The organism is Streptomyces sp. NPDC050625, from assembly GCF_040654755.1.
Taxonomy (GTDB): Bacteria; Actinomycetota; Actinomycetes; order Streptomycetales; family Streptomycetaceae; genus Streptomyces.
In genome coordinates, this window is sequence record NZ_JBFAIQ010000015.1 from 48,367 (window position 1) to 68,876 (window position 20,510).

At 66.7% G+C, this 20,510-nt stretch carries 20 protein-coding genes and 1 pseudogene; 8 read left to right on the forward strand and 13 right to left on the reverse strand.

Features of this window, described 5'->3' with window-relative positions; genetic code table 11:
- Window positions 1-47: 47 nt before the first annotated feature.
- Entirely contained in the window at window positions 48-512 is a 465-nt protein-coding gene (locus AB0I54_RS28545; protein WP_363299022.1) for a transposase, read from the forward strand.
- A 227-nt stretch (window positions 513-739) separates the two neighbouring features.
- Here AB0I54_RS28545 and AB0I54_RS28550 read toward each other — a convergent pair whose 3' ends face one another.
- The 10 genes from AB0I54_RS28550 to AB0I54_RS28595 all read right to left on the reverse strand — a co-directional run bounded on the left by AB0I54_RS28550 (window position 740) and on the right by AB0I54_RS28595 (window position 10,228).
- Window positions 740-1,177, reverse strand: coding sequence for an RbsD/FucU domain-containing protein (locus tag AB0I54_RS28550; RefSeq protein WP_363299023.1), 438 nt, complete (start codon window positions 1,175-1,177; stop codon window positions 740-742).
- Between the two features lie 24 nt (window positions 1,178-1,201).
- The gene (locus tag AB0I54_RS28555) at window positions 1,202-1,942 is read right to left on the reverse strand and encodes an HAD-IA family hydrolase (RefSeq protein WP_363299024.1); all 741 of its coding nucleotides are present in this window, start codon (window positions 1,940-1,942) and stop codon (window positions 1,202-1,204) included.
- Window positions 1,939-2,958 carry a zinc-dependent alcohol dehydrogenase family protein gene (locus AB0I54_RS28560; RefSeq protein ID WP_363299025.1) on the reverse strand — a complete coding sequence of 340 codons (1,020 nt, stop codon included), beginning with the start codon at window positions 2,956-2,958 and terminating at the stop codon, window positions 1,939-1,941. The genes AB0I54_RS28555 and AB0I54_RS28560 overlap by 4 nt, the downstream gene beginning before the upstream one ends.
- A 40-nt stretch (window positions 2,959-2,998) precedes the next feature.
- Complete coding sequence (locus AB0I54_RS28565) at window positions 2,999-4,411, reverse strand: ABC transporter permease (RefSeq protein ID WP_363299026.1); 1,413 nt, start codon at window positions 4,409-4,411, stop codon at window positions 2,999-3,001.
- A gap of 17 nt (window positions 4,412-4,428) precedes the next feature.
- Window positions 4,429-5,202, reverse strand: a complete 774-nt coding sequence (locus AB0I54_RS28570) for an ATP-binding cassette domain-containing protein (protein ID WP_363299027.1) — start codon at window positions 5,200-5,202, stop codon at window positions 4,429-4,431.
- Window positions 5,203-5,253: 51 nt separating this feature from the next.
- Complete coding sequence (locus AB0I54_RS28575; protein WP_363299028.1) at window positions 5,254-6,414, reverse strand: substrate-binding domain-containing protein; 1,161 nt, start codon at window positions 6,412-6,414, stop codon at window positions 5,254-5,256.
- Window positions 6,415-6,687: 273 nt separating this feature from the next.
- Complete coding sequence (locus AB0I54_RS28580; protein WP_363299029.1) at window positions 6,688-7,464, reverse strand: DeoR/GlpR family DNA-binding transcription regulator; 777 nt, start codon at window positions 7,462-7,464, stop codon at window positions 6,688-6,690.
- A 12-nt stretch (window positions 7,465-7,476) separates the two neighbouring features.
- Window positions 7,477-8,307 carry an alpha/beta hydrolase gene (locus AB0I54_RS28585; RefSeq protein ID WP_363299030.1) on the reverse strand — a complete coding sequence of 277 codons (831 nt, stop codon included), beginning with the start codon at window positions 8,305-8,307 and terminating at the stop codon, window positions 7,477-7,479.
- Window positions 8,304-9,161: a sugar phosphate isomerase/epimerase gene (locus AB0I54_RS28590; protein WP_363299031.1), complete on the reverse strand. Its 858-nt coding sequence runs from the start codon at window positions 9,159-9,161 to the stop codon at window positions 8,304-8,306. The genes AB0I54_RS28585 and AB0I54_RS28590 overlap by 4 nt, the downstream gene beginning before the upstream one ends.
- Window positions 9,158-10,228: a Gfo/Idh/MocA family oxidoreductase gene (locus AB0I54_RS28595; RefSeq protein WP_363299032.1), complete on the reverse strand. Its 1,071-nt coding sequence runs from the start codon at window positions 10,226-10,228 to the stop codon at window positions 9,158-9,160. Before AB0I54_RS28595 ends, AB0I54_RS28590 begins: the two co-directional genes overlap by 4 nt.
- A gap of 200 nt (window positions 10,229-10,428) precedes the next feature.
- Here AB0I54_RS28595 and AB0I54_RS28600 point away from each other — a divergent pair, with 200 nt between their 5' ends.
- A complete protein-coding gene (locus AB0I54_RS28600; RefSeq protein ID WP_363299033.1) occupies window positions 10,429-11,334 on the forward strand; it encodes an ROK family protein in 906 nt (301 codons plus the stop codon).
- Between the two features lie 272 nt (window positions 11,335-11,606).
- On the opposite strand, the gene AB0I54_RS28605 is transcribed toward AB0I54_RS28600, so the two are convergent.
- Window positions 11,607-12,074, reverse strand: coding sequence for an Rrf2 family transcriptional regulator (locus AB0I54_RS28605; protein WP_363299034.1), 468 nt, complete (start codon window positions 12,072-12,074; stop codon window positions 11,607-11,609).
- Window positions 12,075-12,226: 152 nt separating this feature from the next.
- Here AB0I54_RS28605 and AB0I54_RS28610 point away from each other — a divergent pair, with 152 nt between their 5' ends.
- Window positions 12,227-13,465: an FAD-dependent oxidoreductase gene (locus AB0I54_RS28610; RefSeq protein WP_363299035.1), complete on the forward strand. Its 1,239-nt coding sequence runs from the start codon at window positions 12,227-12,229 to the stop codon at window positions 13,463-13,465.
- Window positions 13,466-13,609: 144 nt separating this feature from the next.
- The gene (locus tag AB0I54_RS28615; protein WP_363299036.1) at window positions 13,610-13,840 is read left to right on the forward strand and encodes a hypothetical protein; all 231 of its coding nucleotides are present in this window, start codon (window positions 13,610-13,612) and stop codon (window positions 13,838-13,840) included.
- 225 nt (window positions 13,841-14,065) lie between these two features.
- On the opposite strand, the gene AB0I54_RS28620 is transcribed toward AB0I54_RS28615, so the two are convergent.
- A complete protein-coding gene (locus AB0I54_RS28620) occupies window positions 14,066-14,479 on the reverse strand; it encodes an SsgA family sporulation/cell division regulator (protein ID WP_363299037.1) in 414 nt (137 codons plus the stop codon).
- A 1,565-nt stretch (window positions 14,480-16,044) separates the two neighbouring features.
- On the opposite strand from AB0I54_RS28620, the gene AB0I54_RS28625 reads away from it, so the two are divergent.
- Entirely contained in the window at window positions 16,045-16,503 is a 459-nt protein-coding gene (locus AB0I54_RS28625; RefSeq protein WP_363299038.1) for a group III truncated hemoglobin, read from the forward strand.
- An 85-nt stretch (window positions 16,504-16,588) separates the two neighbouring features.
- Complete coding sequence (locus AB0I54_RS28630) at window positions 16,589-18,916, forward strand: MMPL family transporter (protein ID WP_363299039.1); 2,328 nt, start codon at window positions 16,589-16,591, stop codon at window positions 18,914-18,916.
- Between the two features lie 197 nt (window positions 18,917-19,113).
- Here AB0I54_RS28630 and AB0I54_RS28635 read toward each other — a convergent pair.
- Window positions 19,114-19,242 (reverse strand): annotated as a pseudogene (locus AB0I54_RS28635) (ABC transporter substrate-binding protein); the annotation flags it as partial.
- 92 nt (window positions 19,243-19,334) lie between these two features.
- Between AB0I54_RS28635 and AB0I54_RS28640 the strand changes: the two are divergent.
- A complete protein-coding gene (locus AB0I54_RS28640) occupies window positions 19,335-19,541 on the forward strand; it encodes a hypothetical protein (RefSeq protein WP_363299164.1) in 207 nt (68 codons plus the stop codon).
- Window positions 19,542-19,966: 425 nt separating this feature from the next.
- Entirely contained in the window at window positions 19,967-20,407 is a 441-nt protein-coding gene (locus AB0I54_RS28645) for an Rrf2 family transcriptional regulator (protein WP_363299040.1), read from the forward strand.
- Window positions 20,408-20,510 lie beyond the last annotated feature (103 nt).

A 20,510-nucleotide genomic window follows, 5' to 3' on the forward strand; every position in this document is an offset into this window, starting at 1 on the left:
TGTTCGAGGAAGTACGCGAGCGCGGCTACCCCGGCGGCGAGAACGTCGTGAAGGTCTACGTGGCCAAGCTCCGCGCGGACTTTCCACCCACCCCGCCCCGCAAGGTTCCGTCCGTGCGGGACGTGACCAGCTGGCTCACCCGCCATCCCGACCGTCTCACCGACGACCAGGCCCAGCAGCTCAAAGCGATCCTGGCCCGCTGCCTCGCCCTCGACCGAACCGCCCACCATGTCCGCGAGTTCGCCGAGTTGATGAACGACCGGCAGGGCAAACACCTGGACCAGTGGATCACCCACGTCCAGGCCGACGACCTTCCCGCCCTGCACACCTTCGTCACCGGCCTGGGCCAGGACCTGGACGCAGTCGTCGAGGGCCTCAGCCTCCGCTACAGCTCCGGAGCCGTCGAGGGCCAGAACAACAAGATCAAGATGCTCAAGCGACAGATGTTCGGCCGCGCCAACTTCGACCTCCTCCGCAAGCGGGTCCTGCTCACCGCGCGCGGCCGTTCATGATCACGGTTGTGGTGACCCTCCGTGGCTCCGGCACTGAAAGTGATCCAGAACCACTTTTTTGAGGCGCGTGTGTGGCGCTGGTGACCGTAGACTCGCGGCGGGTGATCGAGACGGCAAGTGGGCGTCGACTGGGGTCGTGGAAAGCCGATGCGGGTGCCAGGACGCCTCGGACTTCCGCGAGTGTCCGTGCCGTCAACACCTTGAACTCCTTTGCGTGCGCCGCTCGCTCACTCGCCGGGGGGTGGGACGACTCCCTTGCGGACGACGATCCCTCCGTAGAGTCGGCGTTCACCGGTGACGACCACGACATAGGCATCGAGGGCCATCGCCTTGAATTCGGCGGGCTGGATCGCGTGGACTTCGGCATCAGGGACGTGCTGGTCGACGATGTCGCTGAACTCGGCGAAAATCGGCAGAATATATGATGGGTCGTCGTAAGCAATCATCCGCCAGGTGCTTTCCGGTTCGTCCTTCTCGACGGGAAGGACGGACAGGACCGCTTCGAGCGCGTCAGTGGCGGTGACACCGTCGAGGCGTATCACTCTGTGCTTGGACGGATCGCACGGGAAGTTGGCGTCGACGATGGCGATGTCCTGGCGGTGTCCCATGGATCTCAGCGCGTGCAGAAGGTCGGGGGACAGCAGGGGGTTGATGCCGAGCAACATGGAAGTCTCCGAAGATATGCGTGATTACGGTGCTTGGAGGCAGGCGGTCGGACCGGGGGGAATGAGCGACGTGCCGTCGATGCGCAGGCTGTTGCCCGTCCAGCTCACCCCGGACAGGTCCTTGACCACGGTGTGGGCCGAGGTGTTGAGGGCTGTCCGGCCCACGCCCAATACGTGCCGGGCACCTGCCGCATGGCCGGCACGGATGCCGGTGGGACTGTCCTCGACAACGACGCAGGCTCCGGGACGCACACCGAGGCGGCGTGCGGCCTCCGCATAGCCGTCCGGTGCGGGCTTGCCGCGGGCGACGTCTTCGCCCGTGATCAGGGTGTGAGGCCGGGGCAGGCCCGCGGCCTTAAGGCGCGCGGTTGCCAGTGCCCCGGTCGCGGAGGTGACGAGTGCCCATTTTCCGGTGAGGGCTGCGAGGAGCGCGGCTGCCCCCGGGATGGGGGTGCAGCGCGCGGCCCCGGCGATCTCTATGGTCTCGATCCTGGCCAGAGCTTCCTGATGCCGTTCAGGCGGGAGGAAGAGCGCGATGGTGTCCGCGGATCTTCTGCCGTGGATTCCGTCGAGGACTCGCGAGGGTTCGAGTCCGTATTCGGCGGCCCATTGTGTCCAGGCCATCTCGCCTGCCGTGGTGGAGGCGACGAGGACACCGTCGCAGTCGAAGAGGACGCGATCACATGTCAGCTCGAGGGACTGGGTCTCGGGTGACCTGTCGGTTGCGGGACGATCCGGCGCAGTCGGTGTACGGCCGGCCGTCACGGCTGGATCACTGCCTTCAGACAGGTGGAGTCATTGGCTACCGTCCGGATCGCCTCGCCGTATTCGGACAGCCCGAAGCGGTGCGTGACGAAGCCCTCGGCACGTACGCGGCCGGTCCGAAGCATGCGCACGGCCCGGTCGAATCCGTAGGAGCGGGCGAACGAGCCCTTGATGGTGAGCTCACGGCGGAAGATGTCGTAGGGCCGGAAGGGCACCAGCGCCTGCTCGGCTGTCATCCCGTACACCAGCATGGTTCCGCCGTTGCGCAGCAGACTGGTGCCGTGGCCGATGGCGTCCACCGAGCCCGTCGCGTCGATGACGATGTCGAATCCGTCCGGGGCGATCTTTCGCAGGGGAGCGACTGAGGTGGCGTCGCCGGTGAAGCGGGTTTGTACGGTCTCGTCTGCTCCGTAGCCGGCGGCCAGTTCGAGTTTGAACGCCGTCGACGACGCGACGGTCAGCCGGCCGCTGCCTCCGCTGCGCAGGAGCTGGGTGAGGATGAGCCCCGTGGGGCCTGCCCCGAGGAGCAGCACGTCGCTGCCGGTGGGCGCGTCGAGGACGTCCAGGCCGTGGACGGCGCACGAGATCGGCTCGGCCAGTACCGCCGTGTCGATGTCGATGTCGTCGACGGGGTGGCAGCGGGTCGCGGGCGCGACCATGAACTCCGCGAAGCCGCCTGGTGCTGTGTGCCCGAAGGCACGCATGAAGTCGCAGAAACCTGGCTGAGCCCTCTGGCAGGAGGGGCAGGTGCCGCAAGGCACCATGTTGTCCACCGCCACGATCTGGCCTGTCGCCAGATGGGTTACGCCGTCTCCGAGTTCTGTGACTTCGGCGACGACCTCGTGACCCGGGGTGAGTGGGTACACCGGTCCGAACTCACCGTGATGGAGGTGGACGTCGGTGCCGCAGACGCCCGTGGACCGGACGGCCAGTTGCACTTCGCCTGGACCCGGCTGGGGGGTGTCCAGGTCGGCGAGATAGTGCACACGTGCGTGGTCGTAGCGAATGGCGTGCATCGTCTTGCTTTCCCTTGTGTGTAAAGGCTGTGGACGGCGGCTAGAAGGCCTGGGCACGTCGGCGTGACAGTGCGTCAACTGCTGCGGCCAGGGCGAGGACCAGGCCGGTGACGATGGAGACGATGGCGGCGGGCTGATCCACCAGGCCCAGGCCGTTCTCGACCACCGCGAGGACCAGACCTCCGAGTACGGCGTTCGAAAGGCGCCCGCGCCCGCCGAACAGCGACGTGCCACCGATGACCGCGGCACCGACCGCGAACAGGAGGGTGTTGAGGCCTCCTGCTGAGGGGTCGACGGATCCGACCTTCGACGAGTAGACGATGGCGCCAATGGCTGCGAAACATGAGGAGACGACGAAGACACTCCCCTTGATCCGGTCGACGTTGACGCCGGCCCGGCGGGCGGCTTCCGCGTTGCCTCCGACGGCGTAGATGTGCAGGCCGTACTTGGTTCGGCTGAGAACGTAAGTGCCGGCCACGAGCAGCACCAGGACCACGGGTACGACATAGGGAACGCCGGACAAGTGGTGGCCGGGGTTGGTGGATCTGTTGAGTGTGAGCAGCCATGTGGCCAGGGCTCCCAGGACGACCACCGCGGCGATTTTCAGCAGTATGAGCGGCATGGGCTGGGTGTGGTTCCCCCGGCGTGTCCGTGCGAGATGGCGGCCGATGGTGACAGTTGAGTATCCGGCCGTGACTAGGGCGTAGAGGAGCCAGCTCTGCCAGACGTCGAGGTTGCCGTTCGCGACGTTGTCGAGGATCGGCGAGGTGCGGATGCCGAGCACTCCTCCGGTGCCGATGAGCTTGAGGATGACTCCCTGCCACGTAAGGAAGAGCGCCAACGTGATGACGAAGGAGGGGATTCGTACCTTCGCCACGAGGAAACCGGTCAGGGTTCCGATGGCTCCGCCGACGGTGACGGCGAGCAGCATCTCGATCCACGGATTGCCGGTGAATCCCGCCAGCATGAGGAAGATGGGCACCGCCGACAGCACTGCGGCGGCCCATAGCCGCATCGCCACTGCGGCCGCGATCGCGACGCACAGCACGACGATGAACGTGTAGAAGACGGTGGTTCCCATGCCGGTGAGGAGATTGCCGTCGCTCGTGTAGTGGAGTGCCAGCACGGCGGCGGTGAGACCGGATGCGGTCCCCGCCGAAACGTCTATCTCAGCGGTGATCAGAACGAAGACCAGACCCATGGAAATGATCATCGTGCCGGCGCTCTGGGACAGCAGATTCGCCAGATTGGCAAGGGAGAGAAACACGTCCGACACGGAGGCGAAGACGGTGACGAGGACGGCCAGGCCGAGCAGGGCGGGTATCGAACCCAATTCGCCTGCGCGAAGCCTGGAGAGATAGTCCCGGACCGCCTGGGAGGTTGACCGTGCGGCAGTGTCGTCGCCGAAGTCCGCGAGCCGTTCAGGGCTGTGAACAGGGGAGAGGGTGTCCATTATCAAGCTCCTACGAACTATGCGACGTCCGTCGCCGCGGCCGGCAGGCCCATGCCGCCTGAGCGCCCGGTGGTGATGAGCTCCACGACCTTGCTTTGAGTTACGTCCTTCGTCTTCACCTCGGCGACGAGCCGCCCCAGGTGGAGGACCGCGATACGGTCGGCGACTTCGAAAACGTCGGAGAGGTTGTGGCTGATGAGGACGACGCCGCGACCCTGGTGAGCCAGCCGCCGGACCAGTTCCAGCACCTGCTTGGTCTGGGCCACTCCCAGCGCGGCCGTTGGTTCGTCCAGCAGTATGACCTGGCTGTCCCACAGCACCGACTTGGCGATGGCGACGGTCTGGCGCTGCCCCCCGGACAGGGAGGACACCGGGGTGCGGACCGTTGTGACGGTTCGCACGGACAGTGACGTGAGCGTTCGCCGGGCCGCTTCCTCCATTCCCGCTTCGTCGAGCCTCCAGCTGCTTCCCCGTTCGCGACCGAGGAACATGTTCTGGACGATGTCAAGGTTGTCGGCGAGAGCCAGGTCCTGGTAAACGACCTCGATGCCGAGATGGGAGGCGGCGCGAGGGTCATTGAGGTGCACTTCCTCGCCGCGGAACCTGATCACGCCGGAGTCGATCGGGTGAATGCCCGCGATGCACTTCACTGTGGTCGACTTGCCCGCGCCGTTGTCGCCCACCAGCGCGATGACTTCACCCGCGCGGACGGTGAAGTCCACCTCGTGCAGTACCCGCACGGGCCCGAAGGCCTTGCTCACCGCGCAGAGTTCCAGAAGCTTCTCGGTCATGCCATGTTCCTCGGGGTCGCGGCTCGGGCAGGGATGTCGGTCAGCATCCGTTCAGGAGATGCCGAGCTCGGCGCAGGTCTTGGCGAGATCTGCGGTGCACAGCTGCTTGGCGGTCACATAGCCCTGGTCGACGACCTGCTTGACCTCGTTCTTGCCGACCGACTGCGGCTTGAGGAGCACTGACCTGATCTTGGCCTTGGTCACGGGGTCCACCGTGGTCTGCTTCGCATAGGCGTCGGCGCCGCCCGTGTCGCCATTGGCCAGGGCCACGGCGAGCTTTGCCGCCGCGTCGGCTTCCAGCTTCACGGCTTTGAAGACGGTCATCAGCTGGTCGCCACGAAGGATCGACTGCAGGCCGCTGAGTGTCGCGTCCTGCCCGGTGACCGGCACTGATCCGTTCAAGCGGTTCTTCTTCAGGACGGTGATCACGGCGCCGGCCATGCCGTCGTTGGCCGCGATCACGCCGTCGACCCGGCCGTTGTTGGCGGTGAGGATCTGTTCGAACGCCTTCCCCCCGAGCTGGTTGTCCCAGTTGGGGGTGTACCGGTCACGGACCAGCTTCAGCGTGCCCTTGTCGTACAGCGGTTGGAGTACCTTCATCTGGCCGCGGTGGAACAGCACGGCGTTGTTCTCGTCAGGTGCACCCTCGATCTGGATCACCTGGGCACCCGGCTTGTCCTTGAGGGCATCGATCAGGGCTCGTCCCTGCAGTTCGCCGACCTGGACGTTGTCGAAGGAGACGTAGTACTTGGTGCGTCCCCCGGCGTTGAGCCGGTCGTAGTCGACGGTGGGGATGCCGGCCCGCTCGGCCTTGGCCTGAACAGCGGCGCCGACTTTGGCGTTGGGGGAGGCGATGATGAGGGCCTTGACCTGGGAGGCGATCATGCCGTCCGCGAGATTGGCGAACTTCTGGACGTCTCCCTGGGCATTCTCCACCTTCGCCGCGTAGCCCTCGGCCGCCAGTGCCTTGACGAGGAAGGGCTTGTCGAAGGACTCCCAGCGTGCCGATGTCGCGGTTTCGGGGAGGATCACGCCGATGGTGCCCTCGGTGGCACCTGCGGGCGGCTGGGTTCCTGAGCCGTCCTGGCTGTTTGAGGACGGTGCGGTCGAATTGGCTCCGCATGCGGCCAGGAAGAGACTTCCGAGCCCCACCGCTGCCGCGGTGTACAGGCCGACCGATCTGCGGCCTCTGCCGCCACGTATCGTTTCCATTGCTTTACTTTCGTTTCGAGCTTGCGAAAACTTACGTCTGGTCGTGAGTGTTAACTAGCCCAGGGTGGGTGTCAACCGGTGTGCAGGGCTCGATTCGATGCTGGATGCTCCTTTTCGAAAGGCGTGGGAAGCATTCGAGGGATGCCGTGCGAGCGGTGCCGGTGGACATGCGATACCGGGGTCCGGCCCGTGCAACCGTGAGAAACACAGCGGTCGGGTGATGGCACTCAGCCATCACCCGACCGCGAGTCGTCGGATTTGTCCTTGACCTGCCTAGGCCCCGACGACCTCCAGCCGCACACCGTGCGCATCGCACAAGGCGCGAACGTCGTCACCCGCTGCTTCCGTGACGATCATGTCGATGCGGTCCAGGGTGCAGACCGTCACGAAGTCGTCGATGCCGAACTTGCTGCTGTCCATCGGTACGATGACCCGCCGGGCGCGCTCGAGCACCGCTTGCTTGACCTGGGCCTCGGCGACATCGGCGACCGAGATGCCGCTGCCGCTGAATCCACTGGCGCTGATGAAGGCGGTGTTCACCGTGAACCGCTGCAGGGTTTCGAGGGCTATCGGGCCGACGAGTGAGCCGCCGAGGGAACGGACCGATCCCCCCAGGAGCGTGTGGCGGACATCCCCGCGATCGGCAAGTGCGCCGGCCACTCCCAGTGCGTTGGTGACGACATTGACGTGAGGCTGATCCAGTAGGTCAGCGATGCGCTGCACCGTTGTTCCGCTGTCGAGGAACAGAGAATCGCCGCGGGCGATCTCCCGCAGACACGCCTTGGCAATCAGCTCCTTGGCCTCGGCATGCAGTGTGCTCCGGTCGTCGATCGTGGGCTCCACCTGCGGACGCACGGCGATGGCCCCGCCGTGCGTCCTCCTGAGCTTCCTTGCTTGCTCCAGCAGGCTGAGATCCTTGCGGATCGTAGGTTCGGACACCTTCAACGCTGCCTGCAGTTCGGCGATGCGGACCCGCCCTTGGGCCTCGACCAGGGCGAGGATCCGCTGTCGGCGTTCCTCGGCGAAGAGGTGCTTCTCGGTGGTGCTCATATGGGGAAGCTATCAGCCTTCGAATTGTTTCGTTAGGTACTGAGTCAGCCTCTTCTTGATCGCCAGATCGTGCTCGGTGGAGTCCACATGCTTTCTGGGTACGGTGTCGAGGCTCGCGCGGGGCAGCCAGCTGGCGATCGTGCTGCCGATCTGCTCGGCGTGCACCGGATCGTGCGGGGCGACCAGTACGAGTGCGGGCACGCGAAGGCGTTTGTAACTGTCGCGGTCGGGCAGCGGCAGGCTGTGCGGCATCTCCGCGAGCACGCGAGCGTGCGCCACGGCATTCGGCCGCGTGAACTGGCCAAGCACGGACAGCGCCATGGCCGGGGCGTGGTGCTCCAACTCACGGTGGGTCGCGGTCTTTTGATAGGCGTCCTTTCCCGCGATCGGCCCCCGCCGGCCCAGAAGGCCGGCGACGGTTTCGAAGACAGCCAGGTTCGGCGCCGGACTCACGTCCAACCAGGACGGGCGGATGAGCACCATACGTTCCACCAGGTCCGGTCGCTGGGCGGCGAGTGCCAAGGCGACACCGGCGCCCATCGAGACACCTGCCACGGTCACCGGTGTGGTGCAGCGATCGGCGGCGGCGAGGGTGTCCAGCAGATCGGCGACCAGAGCGGCGAAGTATGGGAAGGACACGGGCTCGTGGTCCAACAGGTCCGTCGCCCCGTGGCCCGGCATCTCGGGAACGATCCGCTGGAGGGGGGCATCGGCGGGAAGAAGGCCGAGCGCCTGGTGCCGGTCGCCCCCCAAGCCGTGCAGCAGGACCACGGGATCGCCCTGGCCCACCACGGTATGGGAGACAAGTCCGTCGCGACGGTTTGGCCCCGGCCATGTGGTCACGGGCCGACTCCTGCGGCCGCGTGCCGATGCACGAGGTCGTCGCGTACGCGGCGGGCGTCGCCCTCTGTGGCGTCCTGCACGATCACAGGCACCGGATCGATCTGCGCGAGCAGGCGAAAGACCAGGTCGTAGTCCATGCTGCCCGCCCCTGCGGCCGAGTACCCGCCGTCGACCACGTCCTTGGCCTGTGCCCCGATGATGCGGGGGCCCAACAGGTCGACGGCTTCCTTCAGGATCTGTTCCTGCTGGTGAACCGTGCTGGGGGTCAGGAGGTTGGCCGGGTCGAAGACGATGCCGATCGGAGCGGAGTCACCGAGCTCCGCCAGGAGCCGGGCGGCATGCTGCGCGTCGCGCACCACGTTTCCCGGTTCCGGTTCGACGCCCAGCACGACGCCGGCTTCTGCCGTAGCGGGCAGGAGTTCGTCGAGTGTGGCCCGCAGGTCCTTCCACGCGTCGCTCGCGCCGTTCGCCGGATGACCGCGCCACATGTCGTCCGGATCCCGCGTTCCGGTGCACAGGGTGACGACGTCTGCCCCCAACAGCCCGACATGGCTGATGAGCCGACGGGCTTCGTCCGTTTGTTTATTGCGTTGCGTCGTATCCGGGTGGATGACGTTGTAGGTGCAGGAGACGCTGGGAATGCCGATCTTGGCGGCGTCGAATGCCTGCCGGACGGAGAGGAAGGCCGAGCGCGGGACTCCACCCGCGAGCGTGGGCAGTCCCAGCGCGGCGAAATTCCAGTGGCCCAGTGCGTATCCTGCCGCGCGAACAGCATCGGCGACTTGTTCCGGGCTGGTGCGTCGGAAGGTCCTGGCGAAGATGCCAAGCCTCGCGGACAGGTCCTCAGCCGTCACAGCAGGACCTCCGTGCCTGTGGAGGCGGACGCAGCGACGGCGGCGATGAGCCGTACGGCTTCCAGGCCGTCCTCGACGTCGGGCTCCGCCGGCCCATCGGTTCGTACCGCATGCGCGAACGCTTCCAGTTGGCGCTCATAGGCGTCTGTGTCGGCGAAGACCGGGACGAGGGCCGCCCCGTCCGCGTCGCTGTACGCCCACACGTCCGACGCCCTGCGGAAGAACGGGAAGTGCGTGTTCACGCTGATCTGGCCGGTGGATCCGAAGACCTCGATGCCCTCGGCTCCGTCTCCTGGCACGTCAACCGTGATCACAACGGTTCCCACCGCCCCGGAGGCGAGGGTGACGAGCAGGCTCCACGCGTGGTCCCGGCCGTATCCCCGGTGGATCGCGGTCACCGATCTGACGTCGCCCAGCAGGAAACGGACGGTGTCAAAGATGTGCGAGCCGTGAGTCGCCAGCAGATAGCGTTCCCGGTCGGCCTTGTGACCGGCCTCCACCTGCCGCGCCTGCGCGTCGGCGAACACATGGGGAAAAAGCGTCGCCTCGACTCCCGGCCGGATGGTCCCGATGCGGTACCAGGCGTTGAAGGACCGGACCTCCCCCAGCTTGCGCGCCACGAAGTGACGGGCGTACTGCAGTCCAGGATCGTGCCGCTTCATGGCACCGACCTGAAGCTTCAGCCCTGACTGTCGGCTCAGCTCGACCAAGCTCTCGCAGTCCTCGGTCGTCGAGGCCAGGGGCTTTTCGACAAGGACATGTTTGCCTGCCTTGAGCGCCGCCTCAGCCAGCTGGTGATGGAACCTGTCCGGAGCGGCGATGAGCACCGCTTCGATGTCGGGATTCGAAAGCAGGGTCTGGGGGTCGGTCGTGACAATCGGTACGCCGTACCGCTGTGCGACGGCTCGAGCCACTTCGTGGCTGGGATCGCATACGGCCATGAGCTGTATGTTCTCGGCCTTTTCCAGGGCCGGAGCGTGGGCCACCTGCGCGATGCGTCCGCATCCGATGAGAGCGATGCGGAAGGGCGCGGCCCCGTCCGCCCGGCTCTGAACCTCAACCGCCACATCCTTGGCGTTCCTCGTTGCCACACTCTGCGCGCTTGACACCAGGGACACCTTCCTATTTGGTTCAACCCGAGAGCGAATCGAAAGTATTCGAGTTCAACCAGAACAGATCGTAAGCTGGCTGTCAACCTTGTACCTCACCGCCCCCCTATCGAACGGAAAGCCCTGCTGTGCACAACAACAACCGCGAGGTGCTTGACGTGCCCTCACTCGGAATCGACATCGGAGGAACGAAGATCGCCAGTGGGCTGGTCCACTCCGACGGCACTGTCCACGAAGTGCGGTCGCGACCGGTAACGGGCATGGGGGAAACCGCACTCCAGCAGGTCCTCGACGTGGCCCGGAGCTACCTGGCCGTGCATCCCGTGGCGCATGTCGGGGTAGCACTGCCAGGGGGTGTGGACCCGAAGACACGTGTCGTGACCACCGCCCCGAATCTGGGCTGGACGGACATGTCCCTTGCACAGCGTCTGAGCGCGGCGTTGGACCGGCAGGTCCATGTCGAGAACGACGCAAACTGCGCCGCGTGGGCCGAGCACCGGTTCGGCGCCGGGCGGGGCAGGACGAACACGGTGCTGATCACGATAGGCACCGGCATAGGCGGCGGTTTGGTCGTCAGTAACCGATTGCTCGTGGGCCACCACGGCCTGGGCGCGGAACTCGGACACATTCCGCTGGTGATCGGTGGCCACCCGTGTAAGTGCGGGGCCAGTGGCTGCTGGGAGCAGTACGCCAGTGGTTCCGCCCTCCGAGCCGAAGCCCGGCGCCGGAACTGGCGTCCGGGACCGGTCACGGGCGAAGAGGTGCTCCGCGCTGCGGCGGACGGTGACCCGGCCGCCGTGCACATCGTCGAGTGGGTCAGTGGGCACCTCGCCCATGGGCTCACGACCATGGCAGCCTTCCTCGATCCGGGAGAGGTGGTACTCGGTGGCGGGCTGGGGAGCGACAAACGCTTCGTCGAGTACGTGGACACGGCGCTTGCCGCGTTCCATCCCTCCTCCAGCCGAGGACACGTCACGGTCAGGCCCGCGGAGCTCGGTATCCACTCCGGTGTCATCGGAGCCGCGGACCTCGCCGCCACAATCCACGGATCCGCGCACTGCTGACCCCTCTCATGGACGTCAGGGATTCATCTCGCGAAGGAGAGCTCCGTTACCACTAGGACCGCAGCCGCGGCGGGCCACCGGCTACCCCCTGGCCGGGAACGGTTGGCCCGAGATCCAGGGGTCCCTGGGGATCCCGGTCGCGGTCGCGCGCACGTGCGTGCGGAGCTGTAGGACAACGACGAAGCGGGCAATGCCGGCGCCCAACGAGCCGTCGGCGCGACTCGCTGCACGTGGCCTTCGTGTGACTTGCCCGCCGATCCGTCGGCAACCGCTCAGTTCAATGCGGTGTGCACCGCACGGGCGATGGCGGGGCGCCTGTCCAATTCCGCCTGGATCTCGGCCAGAGTCTGGGCCGCTAGCGCCTGCCGCCAGGCGTCCTCCGCGCGGACCATGGCCGCCTTGACCGGGCAGGCCTCCGTGGGTTGCGGTTCGATCTCTCCCGCTCGGCCGCAGCAACGGATTTCGGCGCAATGGAAGAGTCTGACGTCACCCTCGATCGCCTGGACGACGTCGAGAAGGGTGATCCGCTCGAGCCCTCTCGCCAGCCGAAACCCGCCGTGCGCGCCGGGGATGGATGTGAGCAACTCTGCCTTGACCAGCAGCTGCAACTGCTTGTTCAAGTAGGTGGCCGACAACCCGTGCATTGCGGCGAGTTGCCCGTTCCCCACCGGGCCGCCTCCGGCCATGTGGAGGTTCAGCAGTGTGTGCAGGGCCCACTCGACGCCCTTACTCATTCGCATGATGTGGACATTTTATGTCCTGGTGAAGCCGTGAAGCCAACAGGCAGACGAACCGGAACCTTGACATGGAACATCCAGGATATCTACTGTCCAGGTTCGGGTCGTCCTCGCCCATGGCCGGCCTCGGGTACTCCCAGAGAGGTGCACAAGACATGACACACATCCTGGTGATCGGCGGCGGATTCGCGGGCGTCTGGAGCGCTGCCGGTGCCGTGCGGGCCGCCCGGGCCGCGGGCAAGGCCGGCGACCACATCCGCGTGACACTGATCAGCGGGGGCGACGACCTCGTTCTCCGGCCCCGGCTGTACGAGGACGATCCGGAGCGCATGCGCCTGTCTCTCGACCGTGTACTGGGTCCCATCGGCGTCCGCCGACTGACAGGAACCGTCACGAGCATCGACACAGCCACCCACACCGTCCGCGCCGTCACCCGCCTCGGCGAGGATCTGGAGCTGGACTACGACAAGCTGGTCCTGGCTGCGGGCAGCAGGCTGGTGCGTGCGCCGTTCGTCGGCTCGGAAAACCTCTTCGACGTAGACACCCTGCCGGCCGCGGCGGCGCTCCACCACCATCTGCGGCGCCTGCCGGAGCGCGCGGCGACGGCCGGCCGCTACACCGTCGTGGTGGTCGGCGCCGGCTTCACCGGCCTGGAAGTCGCCACGGCCATGGGTGAGCGACTGCACCACATCGCCGATGCGCACGGGGCGGGCGAGGAGGTGCGCGTCGTCCTGGTCGACCGCGCCGACGTCCTGGGCCCGGAACTCGGCGCTGGGCCCCGCCCGTACATCGAGTCAGTCATTGACGAACTGAAGGTCGAGAGCCGACTGGGCCGCACGGTGGAGTCCGTGACCCCCGACCAGGTCATCCTCTCGGACGGCGAAGTGATCCCAGCGGTCACTGCCGTGTGGACGGGCGGCACGATCGCCAGCCCGCTGACGACGCAAATCCCGGGCGAGCGCGACGGCCTGGGTCGGCTGAGCGTCGACGTCCACCTCAGGGTCAAGGGCGTGGCCGACGTCTACGCGGCCGGCGACACTGCTGCGGCGGTGGCCGAAGAAGGCCACCACACGATGCAGAGCTGCCAGCATGCAACGCCCATGGGGAAGTTCGCGGGACACAACGTGGTGGCGGACATCCTTGGCGCCGAGCCCCTTCACTTCGAGCCCGACCCCTACACCACGTGTCTGGACCTCGGGCCCGGCCATGCCGTCGAGACGCGGGGCTGGGCCCGTGTGATCGAGCTGACCGGAGAGGAGGGCAAGGCCCGCAAACAGATCATCAACGGATCCTGGATCTACCCGCCGGTCGACGACCCGGAGACGATCATCGCGCACGCAGGACGCCTCGCCAACGGCGCGAACGAGCAGAGGGCAGCAGTGCCGAGCTGCTGAAGACCCTCGCTGCCGCCCTCGTGGTGGTCAACCGGCCCGGCGCGTTGGTCTGGGCACCGGCCTCGACACCCGCCCGGTCGAGCGTGCGGGCACTGGTCTCCCTGTGCGCCGGACCGCGGCACGTAGGGAGACCAGGCGCGTCCGGTGCCCAGCCAAGTCCTGACCGGCACTGGTTCCGCGGGAATGGCAGCCGGCTCGCTGTTCTTCAAGGCCATCCCCTGGATCGTGGGCCTCGTCTTCTGTGCAGGTATCGGGCTGGGCCTCTATCTGCGGTCGCGGCACCCGGAGCCCTACGAGATCCTCGGCCGGATCGTGCTGGAGGACGCCGGCAAGCGCACGGACGAAGGCCAGCAGGAGGCATCCGTCAGCGCCTGACAGCGGCCGGGCCGGCTGCCGGGGTTGCGTGCTGACTCACGACATACCCATACCTGAAACCGGCCCGGCCATCGCGTCCCCTTACCGCTCCGAGTCCTGCTCGGGCTCAGCCCGTGCCACATCCTGCTCAGCACACCTATCGTGTCTCCGGAGACGGCGATCACGTGGGAGTCAAGGCAGGGCAGTCCACCATCGGGCAGCCCACGCTTCCAGTGTCCGGTGTCGTCAGGCGACTTCGCCCAGCAGCCAGGACAGTTCGCTGTCGAGATCCTGAGATGCTTCCTCAAAGCCGGCCGGCACCAGGTGATACGTCCGCCCCAACCAGGGCGTCACCACATCCACAGGCACGGTGAGCAGTGCCTGCCCCTCGGGTGAGAACAACTGAAGACACAGGAGTCCTGACTGCTCAGCGTTCCCTGGCCATATCCGTACATCACCGAGCCCGCTGGGCCGGACCATACCCTCCGCAAGCAGGTCGCGTGCGAAAACCCAGCGGATTGACTCGTGCCCCTCGACGGAGAAGGTGATGTGCACGGAATACGGATCCCATGAACGGTAGGAGAGACGAGTGGGCACAGGGACGATTTGTCCCGGGGGCACCACAAGCTGCATGATGCAATCAAGTTCGGCGAGAGCCATGCTGTTACTCCATGAAACGGGAAACGTCGCTGGGCCTGGGCCCCTAGTGGTGCTGGCTGCCCGCATCGGAGTGCACCTCGCGTGGCAGAGGTTGAGGCTGCAGGATGTGGCCTGCTGCTCTGCCGCTCGCTGTTGCTCCGCGGCCGGCTTCACCTCCCACCAACCGCCAAGAACCTACGCCTGGTCAAAGAAGAAGTGAATATCCAGCCTTCGTGACATAGGCCATTGCGTGTCGGTCTGCCATGCGAGATGTGTGGGAATAAAAGCTGACTGAGCGGAATAGGTCGAACGTGGTCTCGAGCCTCCGTGAAGCGTTCAGATAGCCCCAACGCCACACAGCTCCGGGGTTTTAGAACTACTGTCGAGTTCTACTGTGGAGTACAAGGCATGAGGTGTCCCGAAGGTGTCGTTGAGGGAGCCCGTTTCGAACGGCATCCGTCCGATTCAGGCTTGGGTAACACTCGCTGGCATCGCCGGGGTTGTCGCCGAGGCTGCGTGCGTGAAAGGTGAGGATCTGGCCGCTGTCCTTGAACTTGCGGGCGACGGCGTCCTCGACGTGCTTCTGTCCCATTCGGGACCGGCCGATCAGGACGATGCCGCATTCCAGCCGATGGCCATGGCGACGGCCCTGCGGGGTGTGCCCAGCGGACCGATCCGCTGCGAGGCGGACCGGGCGAGCGGGCGGAGATCACCAGCAGGACGTCCAGGTGCATGGACTGCCGCAGTGTGTTGAGGCCACCCCGGATGGCAATCAGCATCTGCCCGGTCGGCCAACGGGAATGTCGAAACTGTGCGTGATGATGTGCGGGTGCAAGTGCTGGACCAACTGCACGACTAGAACACGTGGTGACCCGATTCGGCCGCTCACGCTGGAGGAGCGCCAGGTCTGCGACGTGCTTGCGGTGGCGTCGTCGGCTGTAGTCGCCACCGGTGCAAGGACGTTCGGCGCGGATGCCCTGGCCGTGAAGGTGCGAGGTGGGCTTGGCACAGGCCGTCGGCGGGGACCGGCCCATGGCGGCAGCGCTTCTGCGACACCGCCTCTGTCGCTCGGCAGCTGTCGATCCGGGAGAGCCCCGGTCACTCAGCCACCGGCGGCTGTGGTCCGCCGCAACAGCACCCCTGGCACTCCTGGCCACAATGGTCCGCGTCGCCGGGTTGGGACGACATTCCACGCCTTCGGTTACCGCATGGGGCTGGGCAGCACACGATCACTCATGCCTACCGAAGCAGGTGAGTACCCGAGGGTGTGACGGCCGCCCGGGCGCGGGGCTGATTGGGGACTGGAACATGGTGCCCTCGCTGAAGCCGTCCCAGAGATGGGCACAGGCGTTTGGCAGCACACGCAAGGCCAGGTCAATGGGAATCCGGTCGCGTGCTGCGACCAGAACACACGTAGCTGGCGGCTACAGGCTCCCGTGAGGCCGCGATCCGTCACGTCTGCCGATCGCCCCCCAGTGACTCGCCGGGGCCGGACATCGCACTGCATGCAAGGAACGCCACGCGGTTAAATCCACATCTCAAATGTAGCTTTAGTGTTCGCCCGACTTCCTGGCAGGTGGATGAAAGTGAATGCTTACCCCGAGGTCCCCGACCCGGCAGCCTCGACCGGGCCGACACGGCCGGCGTTGTCCGGCAGATCAGACGTCGAGACACTCGTGGAGGCCTTCTACCGGACCGCCTTCGCCGACCCTCTGATCGGCCCCATCTTCACCGACGTGGCACGGATGGACCTGGCCGCACACATGCCGAGGATGTGCGACTTCTGGGAGTCGGTGCTCTTCAGGGCGGGCACCTACCACGGCAACGCCCTGCGCCCCCACATGGAACTGAACCGGCTGACAACCCTGCGCGATGAACACTTCACCAGGTGGGTCTCCATCTGGACCGCCACGGTGGACTCCCTCTTCGTGGGGGAGGCGGCTGAGGTGGCCAAACTCCAGGCACAGCGTGTCAGCGCGTCGCTCCAGCGCAGGCTCTGTGGCGGCGGGCTCCTGAGCCTGCCGTCGACGGTTCCGCGACTGTGATGTGGAGCACTGTGACTCACACCTGAGCGGCTTGCGTCGTCGACCTTCCGACAGTAACTCGTCACATTGGAAGGAAACATCCGCTATGTCTGCCGATCGTGCTCCGGGGAGGTGGACCCGGGCTGTGACGGCCCGGCCACGCCTCTCCCTACTCATTGTTCTTCTGTTCACGGTCCTGGTCGTCATCGCCGGCAGTGGTGTGACCGAACGGCTGAGCAGCGGTGGCTGGGAGGACCCCAATTCCGAGTCCGCGCACGCGACGGAGACGCTGGAGCGCGAGTTCCCCGCTTCGCAGCCCAACTTGGTGCTGCTGCTGGACACGGGTGGCGCCGGTGTGGACGGCACCGGAGTCGCTGCGGCTGCGGAGGACCTGACCAAGAAGCTCGGTGAAGAGTCCGAGATCACCGGCATCAACTCGTACTGGACGTCGAAGTCCCCGGCTCTGCGCTCCGACGGCGGCCAGAAGGGGATGATCACGGCGCACGTCGAGGGCGACGACAAGGAAGCCTTCGAGGTGCTGGACCGGATCGAGCCGCAACTCCGTGGCCGACAGGGTCCGGTCGACGTCTCGATCGGTGGTCCGGTAGCCGTGCGCTACGAGATGCAGGAGATCGTCCGGGACGACCTCCTCAAGGCGGAACTCATCGCCTTCCCGATCACCCTCATCCTGCTGATCATGGTCTTCGGCAGTGCGATCGCAGCCCTGCTGCCGCTCGCCGTCGGTGTGGTCGCAGTGCTGGGCACCAACGCGGCACTGAGCGGGATCACCGCCTTCACCGACGTATCGGTCTTCGCCCAGAACCTGACCACTGCCCTGGGCCTGGGTCTGGCCATCGACTACGCCCTGTTCATCGTGCGCCGCTTCCGCGAAGAACTCGCACTGGGCACCGATCCCCGGGCGGCCGTGGCGGTCACCGTGCGCACGGCCGGCCGCACGGTGCTCTTCTCGGCACTGACCGTGGCCGTGTCGCTCTTCGGGCTGCTGCTGTTCCCCCATGGCTTCCTGCGCTCCTGTGCCTATGCGGGCATCGCCGTGGTCGTCCTCGCCGCGCTGGCCGCGATGGTCATCCTTCCCGCCGCACTGCTGCTCCTCGGCCACCGGGTCAACTCCCTCGACATGCGGCGACTGTGGAACCGTAAGCCCGCGGGTACCGCAACGGCCGAGAAGTCCACCGGCTGGGCTCGCATGGCCAGGCTCGTCATGCGACGTGCCCCGCTCTTCGCAGTCGGGACCACGGTGTTCCTCGTCCTGCTGGGCACCCCCTTCCTCAACGTCAACTTCGGCACCACCGACGACCGGCAGCTGCCCACGTCCGCGGCGTCCCGCGTCGTTCAGGACGAGATCCGTCGGGAGTTCACCAGCAGCCCGAGTGGCCTGGTGCTGGTCTATGCGGACGGCACGTCCACCGTGCGGGACCTGGGCACCTACAGCAGCGAGCTCTCCCGTCTGCCCGACGTGGTCCAGGTCGACGGGCCGGCGGGCCAGTACAAGGCCGGTGAGCGTGTCGGGGAGCCGGCCGCGGCGCTCGACGAGAACGCCTCCTCCCCCCGCGCCCTGATCTCCGTGGTGCCCGCCAGCGAGCCCGTGGACGCCGCCAGCCAGGACCTGGTGCGCGACATACGTGACACACCTTTCTCGGACAGTGCCGAGGCCCCGGAGATCTCCGTCACCGGCCCCGCTGCCTCCCTGGTCGACTCCAAGGACGCGATCGCGGAGCGGATGCCCTGGGCGCTGGCCCTCCTTGTGGTCATCACCCTGGTGCTGATCTTCCTGCTGACGGGCTCGGTGCTCATCCCCATCCAGGCCGTCATCCTCAACGCCCTCAGCCTCACCGCCATGTATGGCGCCCTCGTCTGGGTGTTTCAGGAAGGACACCTGTCCGACCTGCTCGGCTTCACCGCGACCGGCGACATCGAGACGACACTGCCCGTCCTGCTGTTCTGTGTGGCCTTCGGCCTCTCCATGGACTACGGGGTCTTCCTCCTGTCCCGTATGAAGGAGGAGTACGACAAGACCGGTGACCACCGGGAGGCCGTTGTCTTCGGACTCCAGCGGACCGGCGGCCTGATCACCGCAGCGGCGATCATCCTGTCCGTCGTGATGATCGCCATCGGCAGCGGACGAGTCGCCGGCTCGAAGATGCTGGGCCTCGGTATCGCGCTCTCGGTGCTGATGGACGCCATGGTCGTACGGAGTCTGCTGGTGCCGTCCATCATGTGCCTCACCGGCCGTGCCACGTGGTGGGCCCCGGCGCCGCTGCGCCGCTTCCACGACCGCTTCGGCCTCCGGGAGTCGGACGAACCGATGGGGGAGACACGTGAGGTCTCTCCGGGCGCCGAGAACGCCCGCCCCTCCGAGGCACCGGGTGAGCAGGGCGAACCCGTGACGACGACGGACAGGGTAGGAAGCTGACGGGCTAGCCCGCGACCACCTGTGCTCCGCGTTGTGGGTGCCGGGCCCCGGGTGCCCACAACGCCGAGTCATGTCAGGAACAACGTGAGGTATGTGGCCGGCCCTCGGGTTTGTGTGACTTGGATCATAATCAGCAGGAGTTGTCGCGCTGCGCCATGTCCGCGCCGTCGTTCATGTAACAAGCCAGAGAGCCCGCCGACCTGCCGGTCGCCGCCGTCGCAGTCCGCGAAGATGTTGCGCGCGCCGGCCAGGGTGATCACGGCGTTGGCGACCTCGCGGTTGCACACGGCGTTGGGCTGTTTCGTACCGGCGTCGTAGTCGAAGAAAACCGGGCAACGGGCGCTGTTGCGCGCCCGGTGGGTGCCAGCTGTCGTCAGGCGACAGCGGATCCCCTGGGCGGACCTCGGGAGGTGATCGCGTGGACGAGGAGAAGGCGCGGTACGGGGTTCCAGAGGTGTCGGAGGGCGAGGGGGAGGGGGAGGGGGCGTCCGACCGGGGGAGCCACGGCGAGGACAAGGCGCAGGGGTGCCGCCAGCCGGGCCGCCACAGTGCGCAGAACGCGGAACGTGGCCTGGTCGCCGTACGCGAGCCACAGACCGCTCAGCACCGCGGCCAACAGATGTGAGGTGAGCATGCCGAACGTCGGCGAGCCGGACAGAGAATGGCCAACATGTGTCCCGCCCGATGCGGACACGTGGGCCGCGTGCATGTGCATCGACCCCATCCCGGCACCGGATGTCGCCGGGCCCGCGGACGGTGACTGGGCCAGGGAGAAGACGATGTGCAGCGCCCCCAGCCCGTGCGGGCGACGGCAACCGCGCTGACGGCAAGGGCCGATGGTGGCAGGCTCGCCCCGGACATCTTGGTGTGGCCGAGGGCGGCGAGCAGCACGGTCACGGCCGCGAACAACCCGGCCCGTACCGTGCGGGCACCCCACCCAGCGGACATGGCGCCCCATCTTGGCACCAGAACGTGTGAGCTGTGGGCCGTGAGACGCAGTCCACAGCCCGTAAATCCAGATGGTGGATGCAATATTGCTAGGGTGCGGTTGTGCGACTGACCAGGTACACCGATCTCGCCCTGCGGGCCGTGATGCGTCTGGCTGTGATGGACGGTCAGGAACTGTTGACCACAAGGCAGCTCGCGGACGGCGTGAACGTCCCGTACACACACATGGCGAAGGCCGTCGCCCACCTCCAGCACCTCGGGGTGGTCGAGGCCCGGCGAGGACGCAACGGCGGGCTCGGGCTCACGGAGACCGGCCGTGCCACACATGTGGGCGCACTCGTGCGGGTGCTGGAGGGCGACCGGGAAGTGGTCACCTGCGAGGGAGACCAGCGGTGCCCCCTTGCCGGCGCCTGCCGTCTGCGGCGTGCCCTGCGTGAGGCGCAGGAAGCCTTCTACGCCTCGCTCGATGGTGTCACCATCGACGATCTGGTCGCCTCGCCGACCGGCCCCGTGCTGCTATCGCTCGGCCGCCCGCGGGGCTGACCTCCCGGCCCACCAGTTCCCCGTAGGCGACCGCCACTACCAACGCCGCCGCGACCAGCTCGTCGGCGCCGTGGGCGCCGGAGACCGTACCCTCCGCTGACGT